Genomic DNA, 16,909 nt, shown 5'->3' with positions numbered 1-16,909 from the left:
AGACCCGCCGTACCTCCAAGACCCCGCCTGCAACGCTTCCAGCCCGTCGAACGGGTCAAGCCGCCGGTGGTCCGAACTGTCGTGTTGTCGTGGACCATCGCCGCAGTGGTGCAGCTGGCCAGCTCGGCGCTCGCGTCGACGGAGGCTCGGAAGCTCTTCGCCGACCTGCTTTCTCAGATCGCGCAAGGATTTCCGGCGGAAGCCGTGGCCACGCGGGAACGGGTGGCTCTCGCCGTGCTGGCGTTGCTGCTCGGCGGCGGACCGCTGCTGGCGTTGCTGGAACTGGGGTGCGTGGTCGCGCTGAACCGGGGGAAGCGGTGGGCGCGAATCGTGCTGGTGCTGCTCGCCGGTGTCGCGGCGGTGCACGCGGTGATCGCGGTTGGGGGACTGCGATCGACGTTCCTCGTGGGCCTGGTGGTGGCGAGCGGGATCGCCGTCCTCGCGGTGGTCGTCTCGTTCTCGCCCGCGGCTCGGGTGTGGTTCGGAGGGGGAGAGAAGCGATGAAGGCACCTGAGGTCGACCTGGCGTGGAGATCCGGGAACACGGCCGCGGCGATCGAGGCAGCCGATCGGATCCTCGCCGCGGGAGCGGACGAGAACTGCCTGGCCGCGGGAGTGGCCGCCGCGGCCGCGGCAGCCGACGGCTCGCTGCTCGACGCGGCGGCCAGGTGGCGGGTGATCGCGACCGCGCTGACCGGCGCACCCTCCGTCGCCGCGCAGGCACGGGCGGCGCTGGCCGCGTGCCTCGGCGGTGACGTCGAAGCCGCCGACCGGGACCTGGCCGCGGCGCGTGAGCAGCTGTCGGGAGCGGCACCGCGCGGGCTGACGGTGTTCCTCGACGGCGTCGACGCCGCGATCGAGGCGGTGCGCGGCGGGTTCGACCGCGCCGCACGCAGGCTGGCGGGACTGGCGGCAGCGACCGTGCCCGTCGACGGACTGGCCGCCGAGCAGTGGGACGACCTGGCCGTGACCGTGCTGATCGCCGGTGGCGACGACCGCACCGCCCAGGAAGTCCTGGCAGCGCACGAAGATCGCCCGCCGACGTCGCGGCGGCGCCTGCTCGCGGCCTGGCTGCACCTGCGGGCAGGACGCCTGTCCGAGGCACGCGCCGCGATCGCGTCCGCCGGTGGCGCACCGGTGCTGCGCCGGGACGCCGTGCTCGCGGCCGCCGTCACGATCGGCCTCGCCCGGCGCACCGGAGACGCGGACGCGTTGCGCGCCACGTGGCGCCGCGTCGCACCGGTCGTCGCCGGCGCGGACGTCGAGGTGCTGCTGCTCGACGCCTGGGGCGAGCTGTCCGTTGGCGCGGCAGCGGTGTCGCGGTTCGACGGCGAGACCGTCGTCGAGGCCATGACCTGCGCCATCGCCAAGGCCGGAGTGCCGCAGTGGGCGTTGCACACCAACCACTGGTGGAGGCTGCATCGCGCCGTCGGTGCCGGAGACGGTGAGGCCGCGACCCAGGCCGCGGTGGCGTTGCAGGCAACGGAACGAGGCCCGGTCGCCCACGCGTGGGCCTCCGTGGTGCGCGGAGACGTGAACGGACGCGAGGTGGCGGCCGTGGCCGCCGGGCTGGACGACGCGTGGGAGGCCATGGCGTTGTGCGGTGCCGCGGCGGCGAAGCTCGGCGACCCCGCCGAGGCACGCGAACTGCTGAGCACCGGACGGACGTTGCGGGCGAGGTTCGCCACCGAGGAACCCGCCGACGGACTGTCCAAACGCGAGCGTTCGGTCGGCGAGCTGCTGCTGGACGGCTTGACGCAGAAGGAGATCGGCGCACGGCTGTACATCTCGCCGAAGACGGTGGAGCAGCACGTGGCACGGATCCGGCAGAAGCTCGCGGTGTCCAGCCGTGCCGAGCTGATGGCGTCGCTGCGGTCACGCCTCGCCGGCTGAGCCAGGGCCTGTATCGAGGTCGGCGCCGGCTCTGACGGCGTCTGCAAGTACCACCAACTCAACATCAACAGGCACGTTCCTACTACCAACAGGCCTCCCGTAGACGCGGTGCGGCGACCACGTTGGAGGTAGTCGGGCGTGCGGAACACGCCGGTTTGATCTTGGTGTGCGCGTTCCCGCGACGGGGCGAACCTGCGCGGCGTGCAAGTTCGGGATGAAGGGTCCCTTCAGACCCCACGTGCAGGGCTCCGGCAAAGTCGTCCTGCCTGGCACGGCGCCTGCAAGTACCACCGCCTCTTGATCAAATCGCCGCTGACTGCACCCAACTGGTTCGATGTCCTGCGAATAGGCTGGTCGCTGGCGCGGCCGTACGGCGCCCTGCGGGCCGGTTGGTAGTAGAAAGACGCAGGTTGATCTTGAGTTGGTAGTACTTGCAAACGCCATCAGTGCAGGCCCGGCGCTCACCTGCCGACTTTGCCGGGACCCTGGACCCCACGTGTGACGAAGGTTCCCTTCATAAAGATCAACGAGGGGCACCTGTCCCGTAGCACATCAACGGGAACCAAGACGGAAACCTACGGGTCATTTCGAGACGCGCCCTTGGCGGCGTTTCGATCAAGAGTCGGTGGTACTAGGTGGTCCAGGGTCGCAGCTTTTCCGGGTTGCGGATCGCCCAGATGTGCGTGATGCGGTCGTCGGCGACGTCGAACGCGTAGACCGACGTCGTGACGCCGTTGTGCCGGATCAGCAGGCCGGGCTGGCCGTTGACGGTGCGTTCCAGCAGTGTGAAGTCGCCGGAGACACTGCCGGCGACGGCGAAGAGGAACTGACCGATCTGCTCACTGCCCGTGATCGGCAGCAGCGCGGTGGTGACCAGGCCGCCGCCGTCCGCCGTGAAGGTCGCGGCTGGGTCCAGGAGACCGACGAGAGCCGTGATGTCCTGGTGCTCCCACGCCTGTTTGAAGTCGCGGACCAGAACGGCCTGGCGGACGGCCAGCGTCTCCGGCGGTGGTGACGTGCGGACGCGCCGCCGGGCGGAGGACGCCAGCTCGCGGCAGGCGGCCGGGGTGCGGCCGGTGATCTCGGCGACCTCGGCGAAGGAGTAGCCGAAAACGTCGTGCAGGACGAGCGCGACGCGCTGGGCAGGAGTCATCGACTCGAGCGCGACCAGGAACGCCATGCTGACGGACTCGTCGAGCGTGACGCGGTCCGCGGGGTCGGAGGCGTGTCCTTCCGCGGGGTCGGGCAGCGGTTCGGGGATCCACGCGCCGACATACCGTTCGCGGCGGTTGCGTGCAGAACCGAGCAGGTCGAGGCAGATGCGGCTGGTGACGGTCGTGAGCCAGGCACCGGGCGAGGCGATCTCGTCCTGCCGTGGCCCCGACAGCGCGTACCAGCGGGCGTAGGCCTCCTGGACCGCGTCCTCCGCCTCGGCCAGCGAACCCAGCAGCCGGTAGGCGAGGTTGATCAGGTGGCGGCGCTCGTCGAGGACCAGGTCCGTCATCGGTGCTCCCGTCGGTTCGGTGTCTTCACTCTGTCCGACGAGACACCACCCCGAAGTGTCAGGGCCTGACATTCCCAGGGTCCATGTCGTCGTAGTGATCGGAAGCGAACACCACGAAACGAAGGAAGCCCATGATCAGGATCGGCATCATCCTCGGCAGCACCCGTCCGGGCCGCAGGGGCGAGCAGGTGGCCCGGTGGGTGGAGGGACGCGCTGCGGCGCGCGAGGACGCGGAGTTCGAGGTGATCGACCTGCTCGACCACCCGTTGCCGCACCTGGACGAACTGCCGGGGGAGTACCGCAACGCGCACACCAGGGCGTGGTCGGCGAGGATCGCGTCGTTCGACGGTTTCGTGGTGGTGACACCCGAGTACAACCACTCGGTGCCGGGCGTGCTGAAGAACGCGCTGGACTTCCTGCGCGCGGAGTGGCGCAACAAGGCGATGGGGTTCGTGTCGTACGGCGGTGTGGGCGGTGCGCGCGCCGTCGAGCAGCTGCGGCTGGCGTGCGGCGCGCTGGAAGTGGCCGACGTGGCAACGCAGGTGACGCTGCCGCTGGCGACCGAGTTCGAGAACTACGCCGTGCTGAAGCCGGGCGAGTACAACGTCGCCGCGCTGGACGGGCTGCTGGACCAGGTCGTCGCCTGGAGCACGGCACTCGCGCCGCTGCGCGCAGACGCTCCGGTCACCGCGGCCTGACTGACGGAGGGGAACGAAAGTGTCCGAAGTGGACGAAATCAGGAAGCACATCGGCCTCATCGCGGAGGGAATCAGGGCCAAGGACCTGGAGGCTCTCCGGCGGCTGTACTCGGAGGACGTCGTGTCCTTCGACGTGGAACCGCCGTTGCAGCACGTCGGCATCGACGCCAAGCTGAAGAACTGGGCGACGGCCTTCGTCTTCTTCCAGGACGTGGACTACGAGATCCGCGACCTGGCGTTGACGGTCGGCGACAGTGTCGCTTTCGGACACTGCTTCGGGCGTCTGAGCGGCACGCTGACGAACGGCGTGCCGACGGACGGGATGTGGGTGCGCGCGACGTTCGGCCTCCGCAAGATCGACGGCAAGTGGTTGATCACGCACGACCAGGTCTCCGTCCCGTTCGACATCGCGAGCGGCGCGGGGGCGACCGACCTCAGTCCTTGACGTACGGCGGCGCCACGCCCCAGCCCCACTGGGGAACCGGGGCCCCGTGGAAGGGCGTGGCGCCCGGCTGGGAGTTCTGCACCGCCAGCCTGGTGCCCCATTCGAGGTAGGAAACGAACGCGGCACGGAACTCCGGATCGTCCGGCAGTCCCACCTCGTCCGCCGCGTCCATGACGAGGTTCAGCCAGCGGCGGCGCTGCTGCTCGGTGATGGCCCGGCCGAGGTGCTTGCCCAGCATGAACTCGTACCCGCCCCGCTCGGCGGTGTAGTCGGCAGGTCCGCCGAACACCTCGCCCAGCCACAGCGCCACGTAGCGCGCGTGGCCGGGATCCATGCCGGCGAACACGGGCGCGAGCAGCGCGTCGTCGGCGACGCGGCGGTAGAACGCCTCGGTCAGCCGCAGCAACGCCTCGGCGCCACCGGCCCAGGCGTAGAGGGTGGGTGTTGACTGGTCGTTGATCACGACGCCAACTCCAGCATCACCCTGAACGCCCGGCAAGTACGCACCTTTTGGTGAGGAGCGCCCATGTACCACTGTCCTGTCGAGCTGGCCCTCGACGTCATCGGCGGCAAGTGGCGGGCGGTGATCCTCGCCCACCTCAAGGAACGCGCGCACCACTACGGCGAACTGCGCCGCAAAGTGCCTGGCATCAGCGAGAAGATGTTCGTGCAACGGCTCCGCGAGCTGCAGGAGGCGGGCCTCGTGGCACGGAAAGAGGTGTCCCCGAACGTCGAGTACTCGCTCACCGAGGAGGGCAGGACCCTGGGGCCAGCGCTCCAGGCGCTCTACGACTGGGGCCTCCTGCGCGCGGCCAGGACAGGTGTGGTCATCGCGCAGTCGTGACTCCTATGCTCTCCAGCCATGAGCAAACTGGGGGTAGTGGTCCTGCTCGTGCTGTGCCTGGGTGCCTGCGCGGAGTCCGGACCGACGAAGCAGGACGTCATCGCCAAGATCAGGGCCGACGCCGGCACCAAGGACGCGCCCGCGCAGGCCGTCGAGTGCGTCGCCGACTGGTACATGGGCAAGCCCGTGCAGGAACGGCAGGCCTTCCTCGACGGCAAGGCCGCGGCCGGAGAACCGGACCAGGCCGTGCTCGACTGCCTGAAGACCGCGGCGCCCTGAGGTGAGAGCGCGATGAGAGTGGTCTGAGAGACCCCGGCGCTTGGGTGAGGTGGGACCTCTGGGGGAGGTCTGCCTGTTGCGCTGGAGGTAGTCGTGAGGGCTAGGCGCTCGATCACGATCCCCGTGGTGGGGACGTTGCTGGTCTCGTTGGCCGTGGCGATAGCCGTGGTGACACGGGAGGATTGTCCGGACAGCAGACCGGACGGGCCCGCGGCCCGTGCGGCGGCGAAAGCTTGTGGCGAGCCGGTGGACGTGGCGCTGCTGACCAGCGCCACCCGGCTCGTCGTCGCCAATCCCGACGGAACGATGACCGTCACCCAGCACACCGCTCCACAGCGGGTGCGCCGCGACGACGGCTGGGTGGCGGTCGACACCGCGCTCGACCCGGTGACGGTCGCGCCCAAGGCCGCGGCGGTCGACGTGCGGTTCGCCGGCGGCCCGCAGGAGTCGCTGGTCACGATCAAGGACGACGACAGGTCCCTGGAATGGGGGCCCGCGCCACAGGAACCGCCGAAGGTGGACGGCGACACCGCCACCTTCGCGACCACTCGGGTCCAGGCGCTGGCGGACGGGTTCCGGATCGTCATCACCGGCCAGGGCGCGCAGCAGGTGCGCATGCCGGTCAACACCCGCGGGCTCGCCCTGCAGGAGAGCGACGGCGTGATCCGCGCGCTGGACGCCAAGCACCGCACCGTGTTCGTGGCCGAGCGGGCCACCACGCAGGCGGGCCCGGTGCCCACGAAGATCGAGAACGGCAACGTGGTCTTCACGCTGCCCGACGGCGCGTGGGAGCTCACGCAGGTCGTGCGCCACGACCAGGGCTTCGACGGCACGGTGCTGGCCGGCGGCCGCATCGACAGCGCAAAGCTGGGCGACGAGAACGTCACCAGCACCGTCAAGACCGCGGTGGCGCAGCAGGCTTCCCGCCTCCCGCTGGAGAAGCGCGACCAGCCGCTCGTCACCACCTTCACGCCGGGCACGACCGCCACGCCGGTCGTGACGTCCACCGACTACCCGGCCGACGAGCGGGCCCACGGCGCCCCGAAGCAGCCGGGGAAGGTCGTCTTCGCCGCGCCGGGCGCCGTGGAGTTCCGCCACCGCTGGCAGGGTGAGGGCGAGTTCACGCGGGTGCCCGCACCCAGCGGCACCGCCGAGGTCAGCGTGACGCCACCGGCCAAGGGCACGCAGGTGCTCGAGGTCAGGGCCGTCGACGCGACCGGCCAGGAGTCGGAGCTCGCGCCGCACGCCACCCGCGTCGCCGCGCTGCCGGAGCCGATCGTCAAGCACGACAACGGTGTCTTCACCGCCGAGCGCGGCACCGCGTTCAAGTATCGGTGGAACACCGACTGGATCTTCGAGAAGGCCGTGGACGGCAAGGCGAAGCTGAGCCTCGTCCCGCCCACCGCGAACACCGTCGAGGTCGTGGCCATCGGCGCCGACCCGTCGGTCGAGTCCGCGCCTGCCACCTTCACCACGGCCGCCGTCGGCACGCCGCAGGTCGCCTCCGCCGACTACCCGGCCGACGGCGTCGAGCACGGTGCGGCAGGCAAGGAGGGCACGTTCACCTTCCGCGCCACCGGAACCGACCCGGTCACCGGCTTCCGCCACCAGCTCGACGGCGGCGCCGTCACCGACGTCGCGGGCTCCGGCAAGGCGCAGGCGAAGATCACGCCGCCCACCGCGGGCGAGCACGTCCTGACCGTGAAGGCGGTCGGCGCGAACGGCGAGGAGTCGCCCGCCGCGCAGCACCGCTTCAAGGTCGCGTCCGCCGCACCTCAGGCACCCGCCGCGCCGCAGGTCGTCTCCAGCGACTATCCGGCAGACGGCCAGCCGCACGGCGCACCCGGCCAGGCGGGCACGTTCACGCTGAAGAGCCCCGGTGCCAACGGTTTCCGGTACCGGCTCGGCGACGGTCCGACCACGACCGTCGCGGCCGCCGGTGAGGCGCAGGTCCAGCTCACCCCGTCGACCAGCGGCACGCACACGCTCACCGCGTGGGCGCTCAACGGCCAGACGTCCGCTCCGGCCACGTACACCTTCACCGTCGGCGGTCTCCCGGTGCCCGCACCGGACGCCCCGGTCGTGACGTCCACGGACTTCCCGGCCGACGGCCAGCCGCACGGCAGCATCGGCCAGGCCGGCACGGTCACCGTCCGGCCGCAGGGCAGCACCGCCGCGGACGTGATCGTGCACCAGCTCGACACCGACGCGGCATCGAAGGAGCAGCCGGTCGCGAACGGCGCGGCGCAGCTCTCCGTCACCCCGGTCCGCTCCGGCAAGCGCACGCTCACCGTGTGGTCCAAGGTGTCGGCGACCGGCGCGCTGTCCACGCCCGTCCGGCACGAGTTCGTCGCGGGCGCGCCCGCCGGACCGCGGGACTTCTTCTACGACGCCGCCGGTCAGCTCGCCGGTGTCGCGAACAACTCCGGTGAGGCGGCCGCCTACCGGTACGACGACAGCGGCAACCTCCTTGCCACCGAACGGTTCGTGCAGGGCGACGCGACGGTGTTCGCGATCGTGCCCGCGCGCGGCCCGGCGGGCAGCACGGTGGAGATCAGCGGCATCGGTTTCGCCGCGCAGGGCACGACCGTGACGTTCGACGGCATCAACGCCCCCGTCACCGCCTCGTCCGGCAACCGCGTCTCCGTCACCGTGCCGCAGGGCGTCCGCGAAGGCGTCGTGCGCGTCACGGCCAACGGCAAGACCTCGGTCAGCCCGCGGCCGTTCCAGCTCGCGCGGGGCGTCACCGCGCCCGCGATCACCGCGGTGTCAACGGATCGCGGCGACGCCGGCAACGTCGTGACGATCACCGGCACCGGCTTCGACCCCGACATCGCCCGCAACGTGGTGCGGTTCCACCAGACCGTGGCACGGGTGCGCGAGGTGACGGCGACGAAGCTGGTCGTGCAGGTGCCCGACGCCGCGTCCTCCGGCAGGATCACCGTCCGCACGCCCGGTGGCGAGGCCACCAGCGCGGCCGACTTCCTGGTCGCGCCGCGGGGTTTCGTGACGGGCAACCTGATCTACGGCGGCAGGCTGCAGGTCGGCACCACGACGAACCTCGACATCCCGGCGGGCAAGGCCGCAGTGGTGCTGGTCGACGGCAAGATCGGCGAGCAGCTGAACCTGAAGCTCGAGAACAACACCATCCCGGTGCGCTCGGCGATGTGGATGTTCACCCCGCACGGCGGCGACTTCGCCCGCCGTGCGCTCGGCGACCCGCTCGACCTGTTCGCGGGCAGCAAGCTGCACCAGGACCTGCCGACGTTCAAGCACAACGGCACGTACACGATCGTCGTGGCGCCGGACGACGCGGCGGCCGGCAAGGTCAGCGTCACGCTGTCCAAGGACCTGACCGGCGACAAGCTGACCCGCGACGGGTCCGGCGTGCCGTTCGACATCCGGCAGGGCCAGCCGGTGAAGGAGATGCCGTTCACGGCGACCGCGGGTGAGTGGATGAGCTTCGGGCTCACCGACATCAGCGAGCCGGGCAACTACTTCAACGTCACCGTGGTCGACCCCGACGGTACCCGGCTCACCTGGCGCGCCCGGCTCGGCGACTACATCCCGACGATGGTGTTCCAGGCGAAGAAGACGGGCACCTACAAGGTGATCCCGAACTTCGACCCGAACCAGCTCGGCTCCGGCCGGGTCTGGCTGTCCAGCGTGATCGACGCGGGACCGTTGGCTGTCAACGGGAACCCGACGTCCTACCAGGTGCTGCGGCCCGGCCAGTCGGTGCGGATGCAGTTCCAGGGCACGGCGAACCAGCCGCTGGTGCTGGGGCACACCGACAACACCATCCGGGAGAACGGCCGCGCCGCCTACCCGGTCAGCATCATGTCCGAACCGGACGGTCAGCAGGTCGAGCTCCGTGAGGGCACGGCGGAGACGCGGAACCTGAGGATCCGCAAGACGGGCACGCACAACCTGTTCATCAGCGGATGGGAGGCCGTCGGCGCGGCCAAGGCGTGGCTGTCGACCGTCGCCGAGGGCGGCAAGCTGCCCCCGAACGCCTCCACCACGGTCAGGGTCGACCGGCCGGGCCGCGAGATGTGGCTCGACTACGACGGTGTCAAGGACAAGCCGCTGACGATCGTGGTGCGCAAGAGCGTGCCGGGTGAGGTCGTCATCAGGCTCTACCGGCCTGACGGCACCACGTCGGTCGGCGCCGTCAGCGACGGCAAGCTCGACGTCGCGGCGCTGCCGGTGACAGGCAAGTACCGGATCTTCGTCGACCCGGGCTTCGCGGTCACCGGCGACCTGACGTTCCACATGTCCGAACCGGCCGACCTCGGCACGCTCGTGCCCGACGCGGCACCGTCGAACCTGAACATCACCGTGCACGGCCAGAAGATCATCGGAAAGATCGCCGGCACCCAGGGCCAGCGGCTCACGATGGGCACGGCGTCCGACCGGATTCCGTTCCTGAAGTGGACCGTGATCAAGCCGGACGGCCGGAACCTGGACACGTCGGGCAACAGCGCGTTCCCGACCGCGCTCGGTCTCGACCTGACCCAGCTCCCGGTGACCGGTGACTACAAGGTCGTGATCGAACCGGTCGACCAGGACGTCCAGCCCATGGCCGGTCCGCTGACGGTGATGCTGAACTCGGAGACCGACGGCGGCAAGATCGAGTACGGCGGAGCGGCCAAGACCGTCACGTTCAACCGGCCCGCGCAGAACGGCAGGCTGACGTTCGACGGCACGCTGAACGACCTGCCGAAGCTGAGCATCAAGCGCAACATCGGCAACAACGGCGTCTACTACACGCTCTACGCGCCGGACGGCACGGTGGAGACGACCCGCAGGTTCATCAGCACCGAGCCGTACGAGTTCTTCAGCAGGCTCAAGGCGACCGGCACGTACACGCTCGTCTTCGACCCGGCCAACAGCCCGACCGGTTCGATCGACGTGTCCATCACCAAGCGGGCCACCGCGGCCCCGGTCACGCAGATCGCGCCGCCGACGGTGCAGGAACCGACCTGCCCGCAGGTGGACCGGCGGCCGCCCGCCGCCAAGGTGGGTGCCGCGCCGCAGGGCACCGACCAGCCGAAGGTCGAGGAGAAGGAGAAGCCGACCTCGACGCCGTGCAGCTCGAGCAGCGGCTGGCGCCCGGACGCCGCGAACCTCGGCGGCGTCGACTGGACCACCCGCTACGACCCGCGCCCGGTGCGTGATCGCCCGTTGCAGTTCGCGGTCGGCTTCACCGGCGTGGTCGGCACCGTGCAGTCCACCGACGGCAAGCCGCTCGCCGGCGTGACCGTGAGCGCACGGGACAAGAAGGCGACCACCGACGCGGACGGCAAGTTCACGCTGATCGGCCTGACCGACGGCCACGTGTCGCTGCGCGTGGACGGCCGCACCACCGGCCGTTCGTTCGGCACGTTCGACATCGGCGTGGACGTCAAGCAGGGCCAGGTGCTCGTGCTGCCGCACACCGTGTTCCTGCCGGAGATCGACAGGAACTCCGTCGTGCACGTGCCCAGCCCGACCATCACCGAGACGGTCCTCACTACGAAGTCCATCCCGGGCCTCGAGGTCCGCATCCCGGCGGGCACGGTTATCCGCGACGCGGACGGCAACGTGGCCACCGAGCTGTCGCTGACCCCGATCCCGATCGACCGCCCGCCGTTCCCGCTGCCCCCGTCGAAGGTGCCGGTGTACTTCACCGCGCAGCCGGGCGGCGGCTACCTGTTCCCGCAGGGCGCGACGATCATCTACCCGAACTACACCAAGGAGGCGCCGGGCACCCGGACGCAGTTCTGGAACTACGACCCGGACGGCAAGGGCTGGCACGTCTACGGCCACGGCACCGTCTCCAAGGACGGCACGCAGATCGTGCCGGACTCGGACGTGAAGTTCTACCGCCTGACCGGCGCGATGACCGTGGTGCCGGGCCTCAACCCGGCGGCCCGCTCGCCCAGGCCCAACAACACCAGGGTCGGCGACCCGGTCGACCCGGCCACCGGCCTGCTGGTCGACGAGCAGGTGGACCTCGTCGTCGACGACATCATGCCGATCGAGGTCAAGCGCACCTACCAGCAGGGTGACGCGTTCGTCCGCCCGTTCGGCGTCGGCGCCAGCTTCGACTACGGGGTCTTCCCGTGGGCACCGCTGGTCGACGGCGCGCCGACGTTCAAGGAGTTCGACCTCGTCCAGCCGGACGGCAGCAAGATCCACTACACCCGCACGAGCCCCGGTCAGGACTACGCGGGCGCCGTGTTCGCCGCGGACCCGACGCCGACGAAGTTCGACGGCTCGGTCGCGGTGTGGAACGACGCCGGCTGGGACGTGAAACTGCGCGACGGCACCATCTACGTCATCGGCGAAGAGGCGCCGCTGCAGGAGATCCGCGACAAGTTCGGCAACGCCACGACCATCACCCGAGCCCCGGCACCACCGGGCACCGACGGCAAGGTCAGGGCGAACGGCCCCATCACGCAGGTCACCTCGTCCAGCGGCCGGTGGGTGCGCTTCAGCTACGACGACGCGAACCCGGCCAAGGTCAAGTCCGTCGAGGACAACCTCGGCAGGCGAGTGAGCTACACCTACCTCCCGACCGGCCAGCTCGAATCGGTGACCAACACGGAAGGCGGCGTCACCAAGTACACCTGGGACGCCAAGGGTCTGCTCAAGACGATCACCGACCCGCGCGAGACCCGATTCCTGCTCAACGAGTACGACGACAAGGACCGCGTCAAGTCCCAGACTGCGGCCGACGGCGGTGTCACGAAGTTCGAGTACACCGACGTCAACGGTGCGATCACCGAGACCCGGATGATCGACCCGCGTGATGCCGTGCGCCGGTTCGTGTTCAACGACAAGGGACAGGTGGTCAGCGACACCAAGGCGTACGGCACCCCGTTCGCCCAGGAGACGATCACCGAGTACGAGACCAACGGCGTGCGAGTGAAGTCGACGACCGACGCGCTCAAGCGCAAGACCTCGTACGTCTACGACGCCAAGGGCTACGTCAAGGAGAGCACCGTTCTCGCGGACACGCCCAACGCGCGCACGCAGAAGTTCGATCGTCTCGGCCCGAACGGAGAACTCACCAAGCACGTCGACGACTACACCAAGGAGACGATCTACGAGCTCACCGCGCGGGGTGCGGTCAAGTCGGTGACAGATCCGCTTGGCCGCAAGACGTTGTTCGAGGTCAACGAACGCGGCCAGGTCACCAAGGTGACCGATCCGGCAGGCAAGTCCCGCATCACCGACTACTCCGGCACCGACGCGGTGCGGACGACGGATGAGCTGGGCAAGGTCAGCACGATCGGGTACGACGTCATCGGCCGCAAGGTCCGCACCTCCGACGCGGCGGGTGTGGTGACCGAGACCGCGTACACGGCGAAGGACTTCGTCGCCTCGGTCATCGACGGCCTCGGTCGCACGATGCGGTACGAGTACGACCGCAACGGCAACCGGACCAAGGTGGTCGACGCCCGCAACAGCGAGACCGTCTTCCACTACAACGCCATGGACCAGCTCCGTGCGGTCACCGACCCGCTCGGGGTGACTACCCCGGACGCGGTGTACGACCGCAACGGCAACCTGGAGAAGGAGACCGACCGCCGCGGAGTCGTCGTCGAGCACAAGTACGACCCGCTGAACCGGAGGTACGAGAGCACCTACGGGTCGGAGAGCAAGGTGACCAACACCTTCGACGCCGGTGACCGGGTGCGGTCCAGTGTGGACAGCGTCGCCGGCACGTCGACGATCGACTACGACGACCTGGACCGGGTCAAGCAGGAGACCACGCCGACCGGCTCGGTGTCCTACGCCTACGGCACGACGGTGCGGGACCGCACGACGACCGTGCCGGGACGTCCCGCGGTGCGGCACGTCTACGACGCGGCGGGCGACCTGCAGGAGATCCAGCAGGGCGGCACCGCGATCAGCGTCGTGACCCGGGACCGCGCCGGCCGCACGGAAAGGGTGGGTGCACCCGGCACCGGTGTCGGGCAGACCTACACCTACGACGACACCGGCAGGGTCAAGACGATCACGTACAAGTCGGGCGCGACGACGCTCGGCGACCTCGCCTACGAGTACGACGCCACCGGCCTGCCGATCAGGACCACCGGCGCGTCCTCGCGGACGATGCTGCCCGAGCCGTACGGACCCGCGACGTACGACAACGCCAACCGCATCAAGACCATCGGCGGTTCGACGATCACCTACGACCCGGAGGGCAATCTGTTGTCCGACGGCGCGACCACCTACTCCTGGAATGCGAAGGGAGAGCTCGCCACCGTCACGGGGCAGGGCAGGTCGGCGTCGTTCAACTACAACTCCGACGGCCGCAGGCTGGGCCGCACGGTCTCCGGCGTGACCACCAACTACGTGTACGACGGGCAGAACCCGTTGCAGGAGAAGGTGAACGGGCAGGTCACGGCGAACATGACCGCCAGTGGTGTCGACGGGTTCCACCTGCGCGAGTCCGGTGGCACCACGCGACGGTTCCTCACCGATGCGGTCGGCAGCACGGTCGGCCTGGTCGACCCGGACGGTGCGGGTGCGTCCTACACCTACGAACCGTTCGGCCGCACCTACGCGAGCGGAGCGGGAGCGGACAACCCGTACCGCTTCACCGGTCGTGAGGACGACGGCACCGGCCTGTACCACTACCGGGACCGCTACTACAGCCCCGTGCTGCAGCGGTTCATCAGCGAGGACCCGATCGGGTTCGAAGGCGGTCGCAACGTCCACGCCTACGTGGACAACCAGCCGACCGTCCTGGGTGACCCGAGCGGCAACAAGCCCACCAACAACGGCAAGAACAACCGGGAGAGCTGCTTCGTCAACAGCTTCGTCGCCGGCACGCCGGTGCTGATGGCGGACGGTTCCCGCAAGGCGATCGAAGAGGTGAGGACCGGCGACCAGGTCACCGCGACCGACCCCGAGTCCGGCAAGACCACGGCGAGGGAGGTCACGGCGACGATTGTCGGCAAGGGCGCGAAGCGGCTCGTCGACATCACGGTCGACACCGACGGGATGGCGGGTACGGCGACCTCGACCCTGGTGGCCACCGACGGTCACCCGTTCTGGGTCGAGAACAGGGGCCAGTTCGTCGAGGCGCAGGACATCCAGCGGGGCGACCGGGTGCGCACGTCGTCCGGCGAGCTGCTCGGCGTCACGGGCCTGGGCATCCGCGCGGTGGCTGACCAGCAGGTGTACAACCTGACGGTCGACACCGACCACACGTACTACGTGGTCGCCGGCGACAAGCCGGTGCTGGTGCACAATGCCCGCCCGCCGCGTCAGCGTCCAGACCCGAACGCCAAGGGCCCGCACTCCACCTTTATGCTCGGGCCGGACGGCAAGGTGAAGAAGTACGCCACCTGGCAGGAGCAGTCCAACCCGCGCAACCCTGCTCCGTGGGAGCTGGAGAAGCGGTACGACCGGTGGGGTCCGGCGCACACCAACCCGGACGGCACGGTGGTGGACACCCCGCACCTGAACCTGCCGGATGGAACGGCGCGCCCGCCGGACGCCTGGGAGGATCCGAATGCCGGTTGCTGAAAGCCCGTTCGAGTTCTTCCAGCGGTGGTACGCCGAGCAGTGCAACGGCGACTGGGAGCACGAGTTCGGCGTGGAGATCAAGACGCTGGACAATCCCGGCTGGCACATCGTGGCCGACCTGGTCGACACCGACCTCGAGGGACGCACCCTCGAGAAGTCGAAGTCGGAACCGGCTGAGGGACGGTGGATCTGGGCGTCGTCGGACGGTGAGCGGTACGAGTCGTCCTGCGATCTGCAGTCGCTCGACGAGGCGTTGAGCCGGTTCCGCGAGTTCGTGCTGAAACGGGCCGACGGCTGATGGGGAAGAGCAGGAGCGCCACGTCGATCCGCTCGCTGTACGAAGCGGATCTGCGCAAGGCGTACGGGGATCTCACGGCTCCACGGCGTGATTTCGCGCGGGAGATGGTGAAGCGCGACCCGTATGCGGCGCTCCTGCTCGACCTGTCGTCCACGGGTGACACCGAGGACGACACGGACATCAACCACGAGGTGGCCTTCACCTACTTCGTGCGCGGCAGCCGGCTGCTGATCGTCAAGCTGTCGATGGTCGGTCCGTACGCGGTGGTGCCGGCGTTCGGCGAGGACGGTCACGGCAGGGGAGAGCTCATCTCCCGCCCTGCCGGGCCGTTCGAGTCGCGGGTGCTCGACGTGGTGGCGGCGCACGGGTTCCGGCTCGTGCCCGCCGAGCATCTGGAGACTCCGGTGCCGGTGGCGGTCGTGCCCGGTCGTGCCGAGGTGTCGCTGTACGCGGCGCTTTTCGAGCCCGAGGCGGAGCCGCCGTGGCTGTGAGTGCGTTCGAGTTCTTTCAGCGGTGGTACGCCGAGCGGTGCAACGGCGACTGGGAGCACGAGTTCGGCGTGGAGATCAAGACGCTGGACAATCCCGGCTGGCACGTCGTGGCCGACCTGGTGGACACCGATCTCGAGGGACGCACCTTCGAGAAGTCGGAGGACGAAGACGGGCGGTGGATCCGGGCGACGTCGGACGGCGAGAGGTTCGAGTCGTTCTGCGATCTGCGGTCGCTCGACGAGGCGTTGAGCCTGTTCCGTGAGTTCGTGCTGGAACGGGGCACATGAGGTCGGTGCTCGACGAGTACGACGAACTCCTCCGCGACACCTCCTGGCACATGAGCCGAGTCGTCATCACGGAGGACGACGGGCGGGTCTCGTTGAGGGTGGAGGCTACGTCCACCGAGTCGGAACGCGTCGCGTTGTGCTTCGACGGGGTCGTCGAGCTCGCGTTCCGGCAGGAGAGCGGGTTCCCCCTCGACCTGCAGATCATCGACATGGGTGATGCGGGCTGGGAGGGGGTCACCTTCAAGGTGACCGATCCGGAGCACGGCATCGCGTCGTTCTGGTGCGCCGAATTCAGGATCGAGGTGGGCAACCCCGATGAGTGACCGTGTTTTCCTGCTCTGGCACGTGCATCACGTGGCTGAGGACGAGAGCGGGGCGGTCAGGCACTTCGACCCCGGCGGCGAGTTCTGGGCCGACGAGGAGGAGGGCGACGACGTGAAGGTGCTCGGCGTCTACTCCTCACGCGAGAACGCGATGGCGTGGATCGAACGTGCCAAGGAGCTTCCAGGGTTCCGCGACGACCCGGAGTGTTTCCACATCGACGAGTACACGCTGGACGAAGCCCAGTGGACCACGGGGTTCATCACGGTCTGACGAAGGTCAGCAGCGGATCCAGCCGATGGCAAAGGCCAATCAGCCGGCC

Annotated in this window: 14 protein-coding genes; 12 read left to right on the top strand and 2 right to left on the bottom strand. The window is 69.4% G+C overall.

From position 1 onward, the window contains the following. Positions 1-66 precede the first annotated feature (66 nt). Both JOD27_RS12165 and JOD27_RS12160 read left to right on the top strand, forming a co-directional pair. Positions 67-504, top strand: a complete 438-nt coding sequence (locus tag JOD27_RS12165; protein ID WP_204762284.1) for a hypothetical protein — start codon at positions 67-69, stop codon at positions 502-504. Continuing rightward, positions 501-1,892 (top strand): helix-turn-helix transcriptional regulator, encoded by a 1,392-nt coding sequence (locus JOD27_RS12160; RefSeq protein WP_204762283.1) that lies wholly within the window; start codon positions 501-503, stop codon positions 1,890-1,892. Before JOD27_RS12165 ends, JOD27_RS12160 begins: the two co-directional genes overlap by 4 nt. Before the next feature lie 631 nt (positions 1,893-2,523). Here the strand turns inward: JOD27_RS12160 and sigJ are convergent. Beyond that, positions 2,524-3,396: an RNA polymerase sigma factor SigJ gene (gene sigJ / locus JOD27_RS12155; RefSeq protein WP_204762282.1), complete on the bottom strand. Its 873-nt coding sequence runs from the start codon at positions 3,394-3,396 to the stop codon at positions 2,524-2,526. 131 nt (positions 3,397-3,527) lie between these two features. On the opposite strand from sigJ, the gene JOD27_RS12150 reads away from it, so the two are divergent. Both JOD27_RS12150 and JOD27_RS12145 read left to right on the top strand, forming a co-directional pair. Beyond that, entirely contained in the window at positions 3,528-4,094 is a 567-nt protein-coding gene (locus tag JOD27_RS12150; protein WP_204762281.1) for an NADPH-dependent FMN reductase, read from the top strand. 28 nt (positions 4,095-4,122) lie between these two features. Further along, on the top strand, positions 4,123-4,539 hold the full coding sequence (locus JOD27_RS12145) for a YybH family protein (RefSeq protein WP_307830094.1): 417 nt from the start codon (positions 4,123-4,125) through the stop codon (positions 4,537-4,539). Here JOD27_RS12145 and JOD27_RS12140 read toward each other — a convergent pair. Continuing rightward, entirely contained in the window at positions 4,529-5,002 is a 474-nt protein-coding gene (locus JOD27_RS12140; protein WP_204762279.1) for a group II truncated hemoglobin, read from the bottom strand. The two genes, JOD27_RS12145 and JOD27_RS12140, sit on opposite strands and share 11 nt — an antisense overlap. Positions 5,003-5,065: 63 nt before the next feature. Between JOD27_RS12140 and JOD27_RS12135 the strand changes: the two genes are divergently transcribed. From JOD27_RS12135 to JOD27_RS12100, 8 genes are all read left to right on the top strand, one after another. Then, on the top strand, positions 5,066-5,383 hold the full coding sequence (locus JOD27_RS12135; RefSeq protein WP_204762278.1) for a winged helix-turn-helix transcriptional regulator: 318 nt from the start codon (positions 5,066-5,068) through the stop codon (positions 5,381-5,383). 18 nt (positions 5,384-5,401) lie between these two features. Further along, the gene (locus JOD27_RS12130; RefSeq protein ID WP_204762277.1) at positions 5,402-5,662 is read left to right on the top strand and encodes a hypothetical protein; all 261 of its coding nucleotides are present in this window, start codon (positions 5,402-5,404) and stop codon (positions 5,660-5,662) included. A gap of 93 nt (positions 5,663-5,755) precedes the next feature. Beyond that, positions 5,756-15,190, top strand: coding sequence for a polymorphic toxin-type HINT domain-containing protein (locus tag JOD27_RS12125; RefSeq protein WP_204762276.1), 9,435 nt, complete (start codon positions 5,756-5,758; stop codon positions 15,188-15,190). Further along, entirely contained in the window at positions 15,177-15,488 is a 312-nt protein-coding gene (locus JOD27_RS12120; protein ID WP_204762275.1) for an Imm53 family immunity protein, read from the top strand. The genes JOD27_RS12125 and JOD27_RS12120 overlap by 14 nt, the downstream gene beginning before the upstream one ends. Beyond that, a complete protein-coding gene (locus tag JOD27_RS12115; protein ID WP_204762274.1) occupies positions 15,488-15,979 on the top strand; it encodes a hypothetical protein in 492 nt (163 codons plus the stop codon). The genes JOD27_RS12120 and JOD27_RS12115 overlap by 1 nt, the downstream gene beginning before the upstream one ends. Further along, positions 15,970-16,266, top strand: coding sequence for an immunity 53 family protein (locus JOD27_RS12110; protein ID WP_204762273.1), 297 nt, complete (start codon positions 15,970-15,972; stop codon positions 16,264-16,266). The genes JOD27_RS12115 and JOD27_RS12110 overlap by 10 nt, the downstream gene beginning before the upstream one ends. Next, complete coding sequence (locus JOD27_RS12105) at positions 16,263-16,589, top strand: PIM8 family immunity protein (protein WP_204762272.1); 327 nt, start codon at positions 16,263-16,265, stop codon at positions 16,587-16,589. The genes JOD27_RS12110 and JOD27_RS12105 overlap by 4 nt, the downstream gene beginning before the upstream one ends. Next, positions 16,582-16,860, top strand: a complete 279-nt coding sequence (locus JOD27_RS12100) for a DUF7336 domain-containing protein (RefSeq protein WP_204762271.1) — start codon at positions 16,582-16,584, stop codon at positions 16,858-16,860. The genes JOD27_RS12105 and JOD27_RS12100 overlap by 8 nt, the downstream gene beginning before the upstream one ends. Positions 16,861-16,909: the final 49 nt, after the last annotated feature.

Source organism: Lentzea nigeriaca, from assembly GCF_016907955.1.
Taxonomy (GTDB): domain Bacteria; phylum Actinomycetota; class Actinomycetes; order Mycobacteriales; family Pseudonocardiaceae; genus Lentzea; species Lentzea nigeriaca.
The sequence above is the reverse complement of the archived record's forward strand: the minus strand, read 5'-3'. Positions and strand labels throughout refer to the sequence as shown.

Coding starts and splice junctions, on each gene's coding strand:
- JOD27_RS12160 (WP_204762283.1), top strand. CDS start 501: ATGAAGGCACCTGAGGTCGACCTGGCGTGGAGATCCGGGAACACGGCC.
- JOD27_RS12150 (WP_204762281.1), top strand. CDS start 3,528: ATGATCAGGATCGGCATCATCCTCGGCAGCACCCGTCCGGGCCGCAGG.
- JOD27_RS12115 (WP_204762274.1), top strand. CDS start 15,488: ATGGGGAAGAGCAGGAGCGCCACGTCGATCCGCTCGCTGTACGAAGCG.
- JOD27_RS12120 (WP_204762275.1), top strand. CDS start 15,177: ATGCCGGTTGCTGAAAGCCCGTTCGAGTTCTTCCAGCGGTGGTACGCC.
- JOD27_RS12100 (WP_204762271.1), top strand. CDS start 16,582: ATGAGTGACCGTGTTTTCCTGCTCTGGCACGTGCATCACGTGGCTGAG.
- sigJ (WP_204762282.1), bottom strand. CDS start 3,396: ATGACGGACCTGGTCCTCGACGAGCGCCGCCACCTGATCAACCTCGCC.
- JOD27_RS12135 (WP_204762278.1), top strand. CDS start 5,066: ATGTACCACTGTCCTGTCGAGCTGGCCCTCGACGTCATCGGCGGCAAG.
- JOD27_RS12105 (WP_204762272.1), top strand. CDS start 16,263: ATGAGGTCGGTGCTCGACGAGTACGACGAACTCCTCCGCGACACCTCC.
- JOD27_RS12130 (WP_204762277.1), top strand. CDS start 5,402: ATGAGCAAACTGGGGGTAGTGGTCCTGCTCGTGCTGTGCCTGGGTGCC.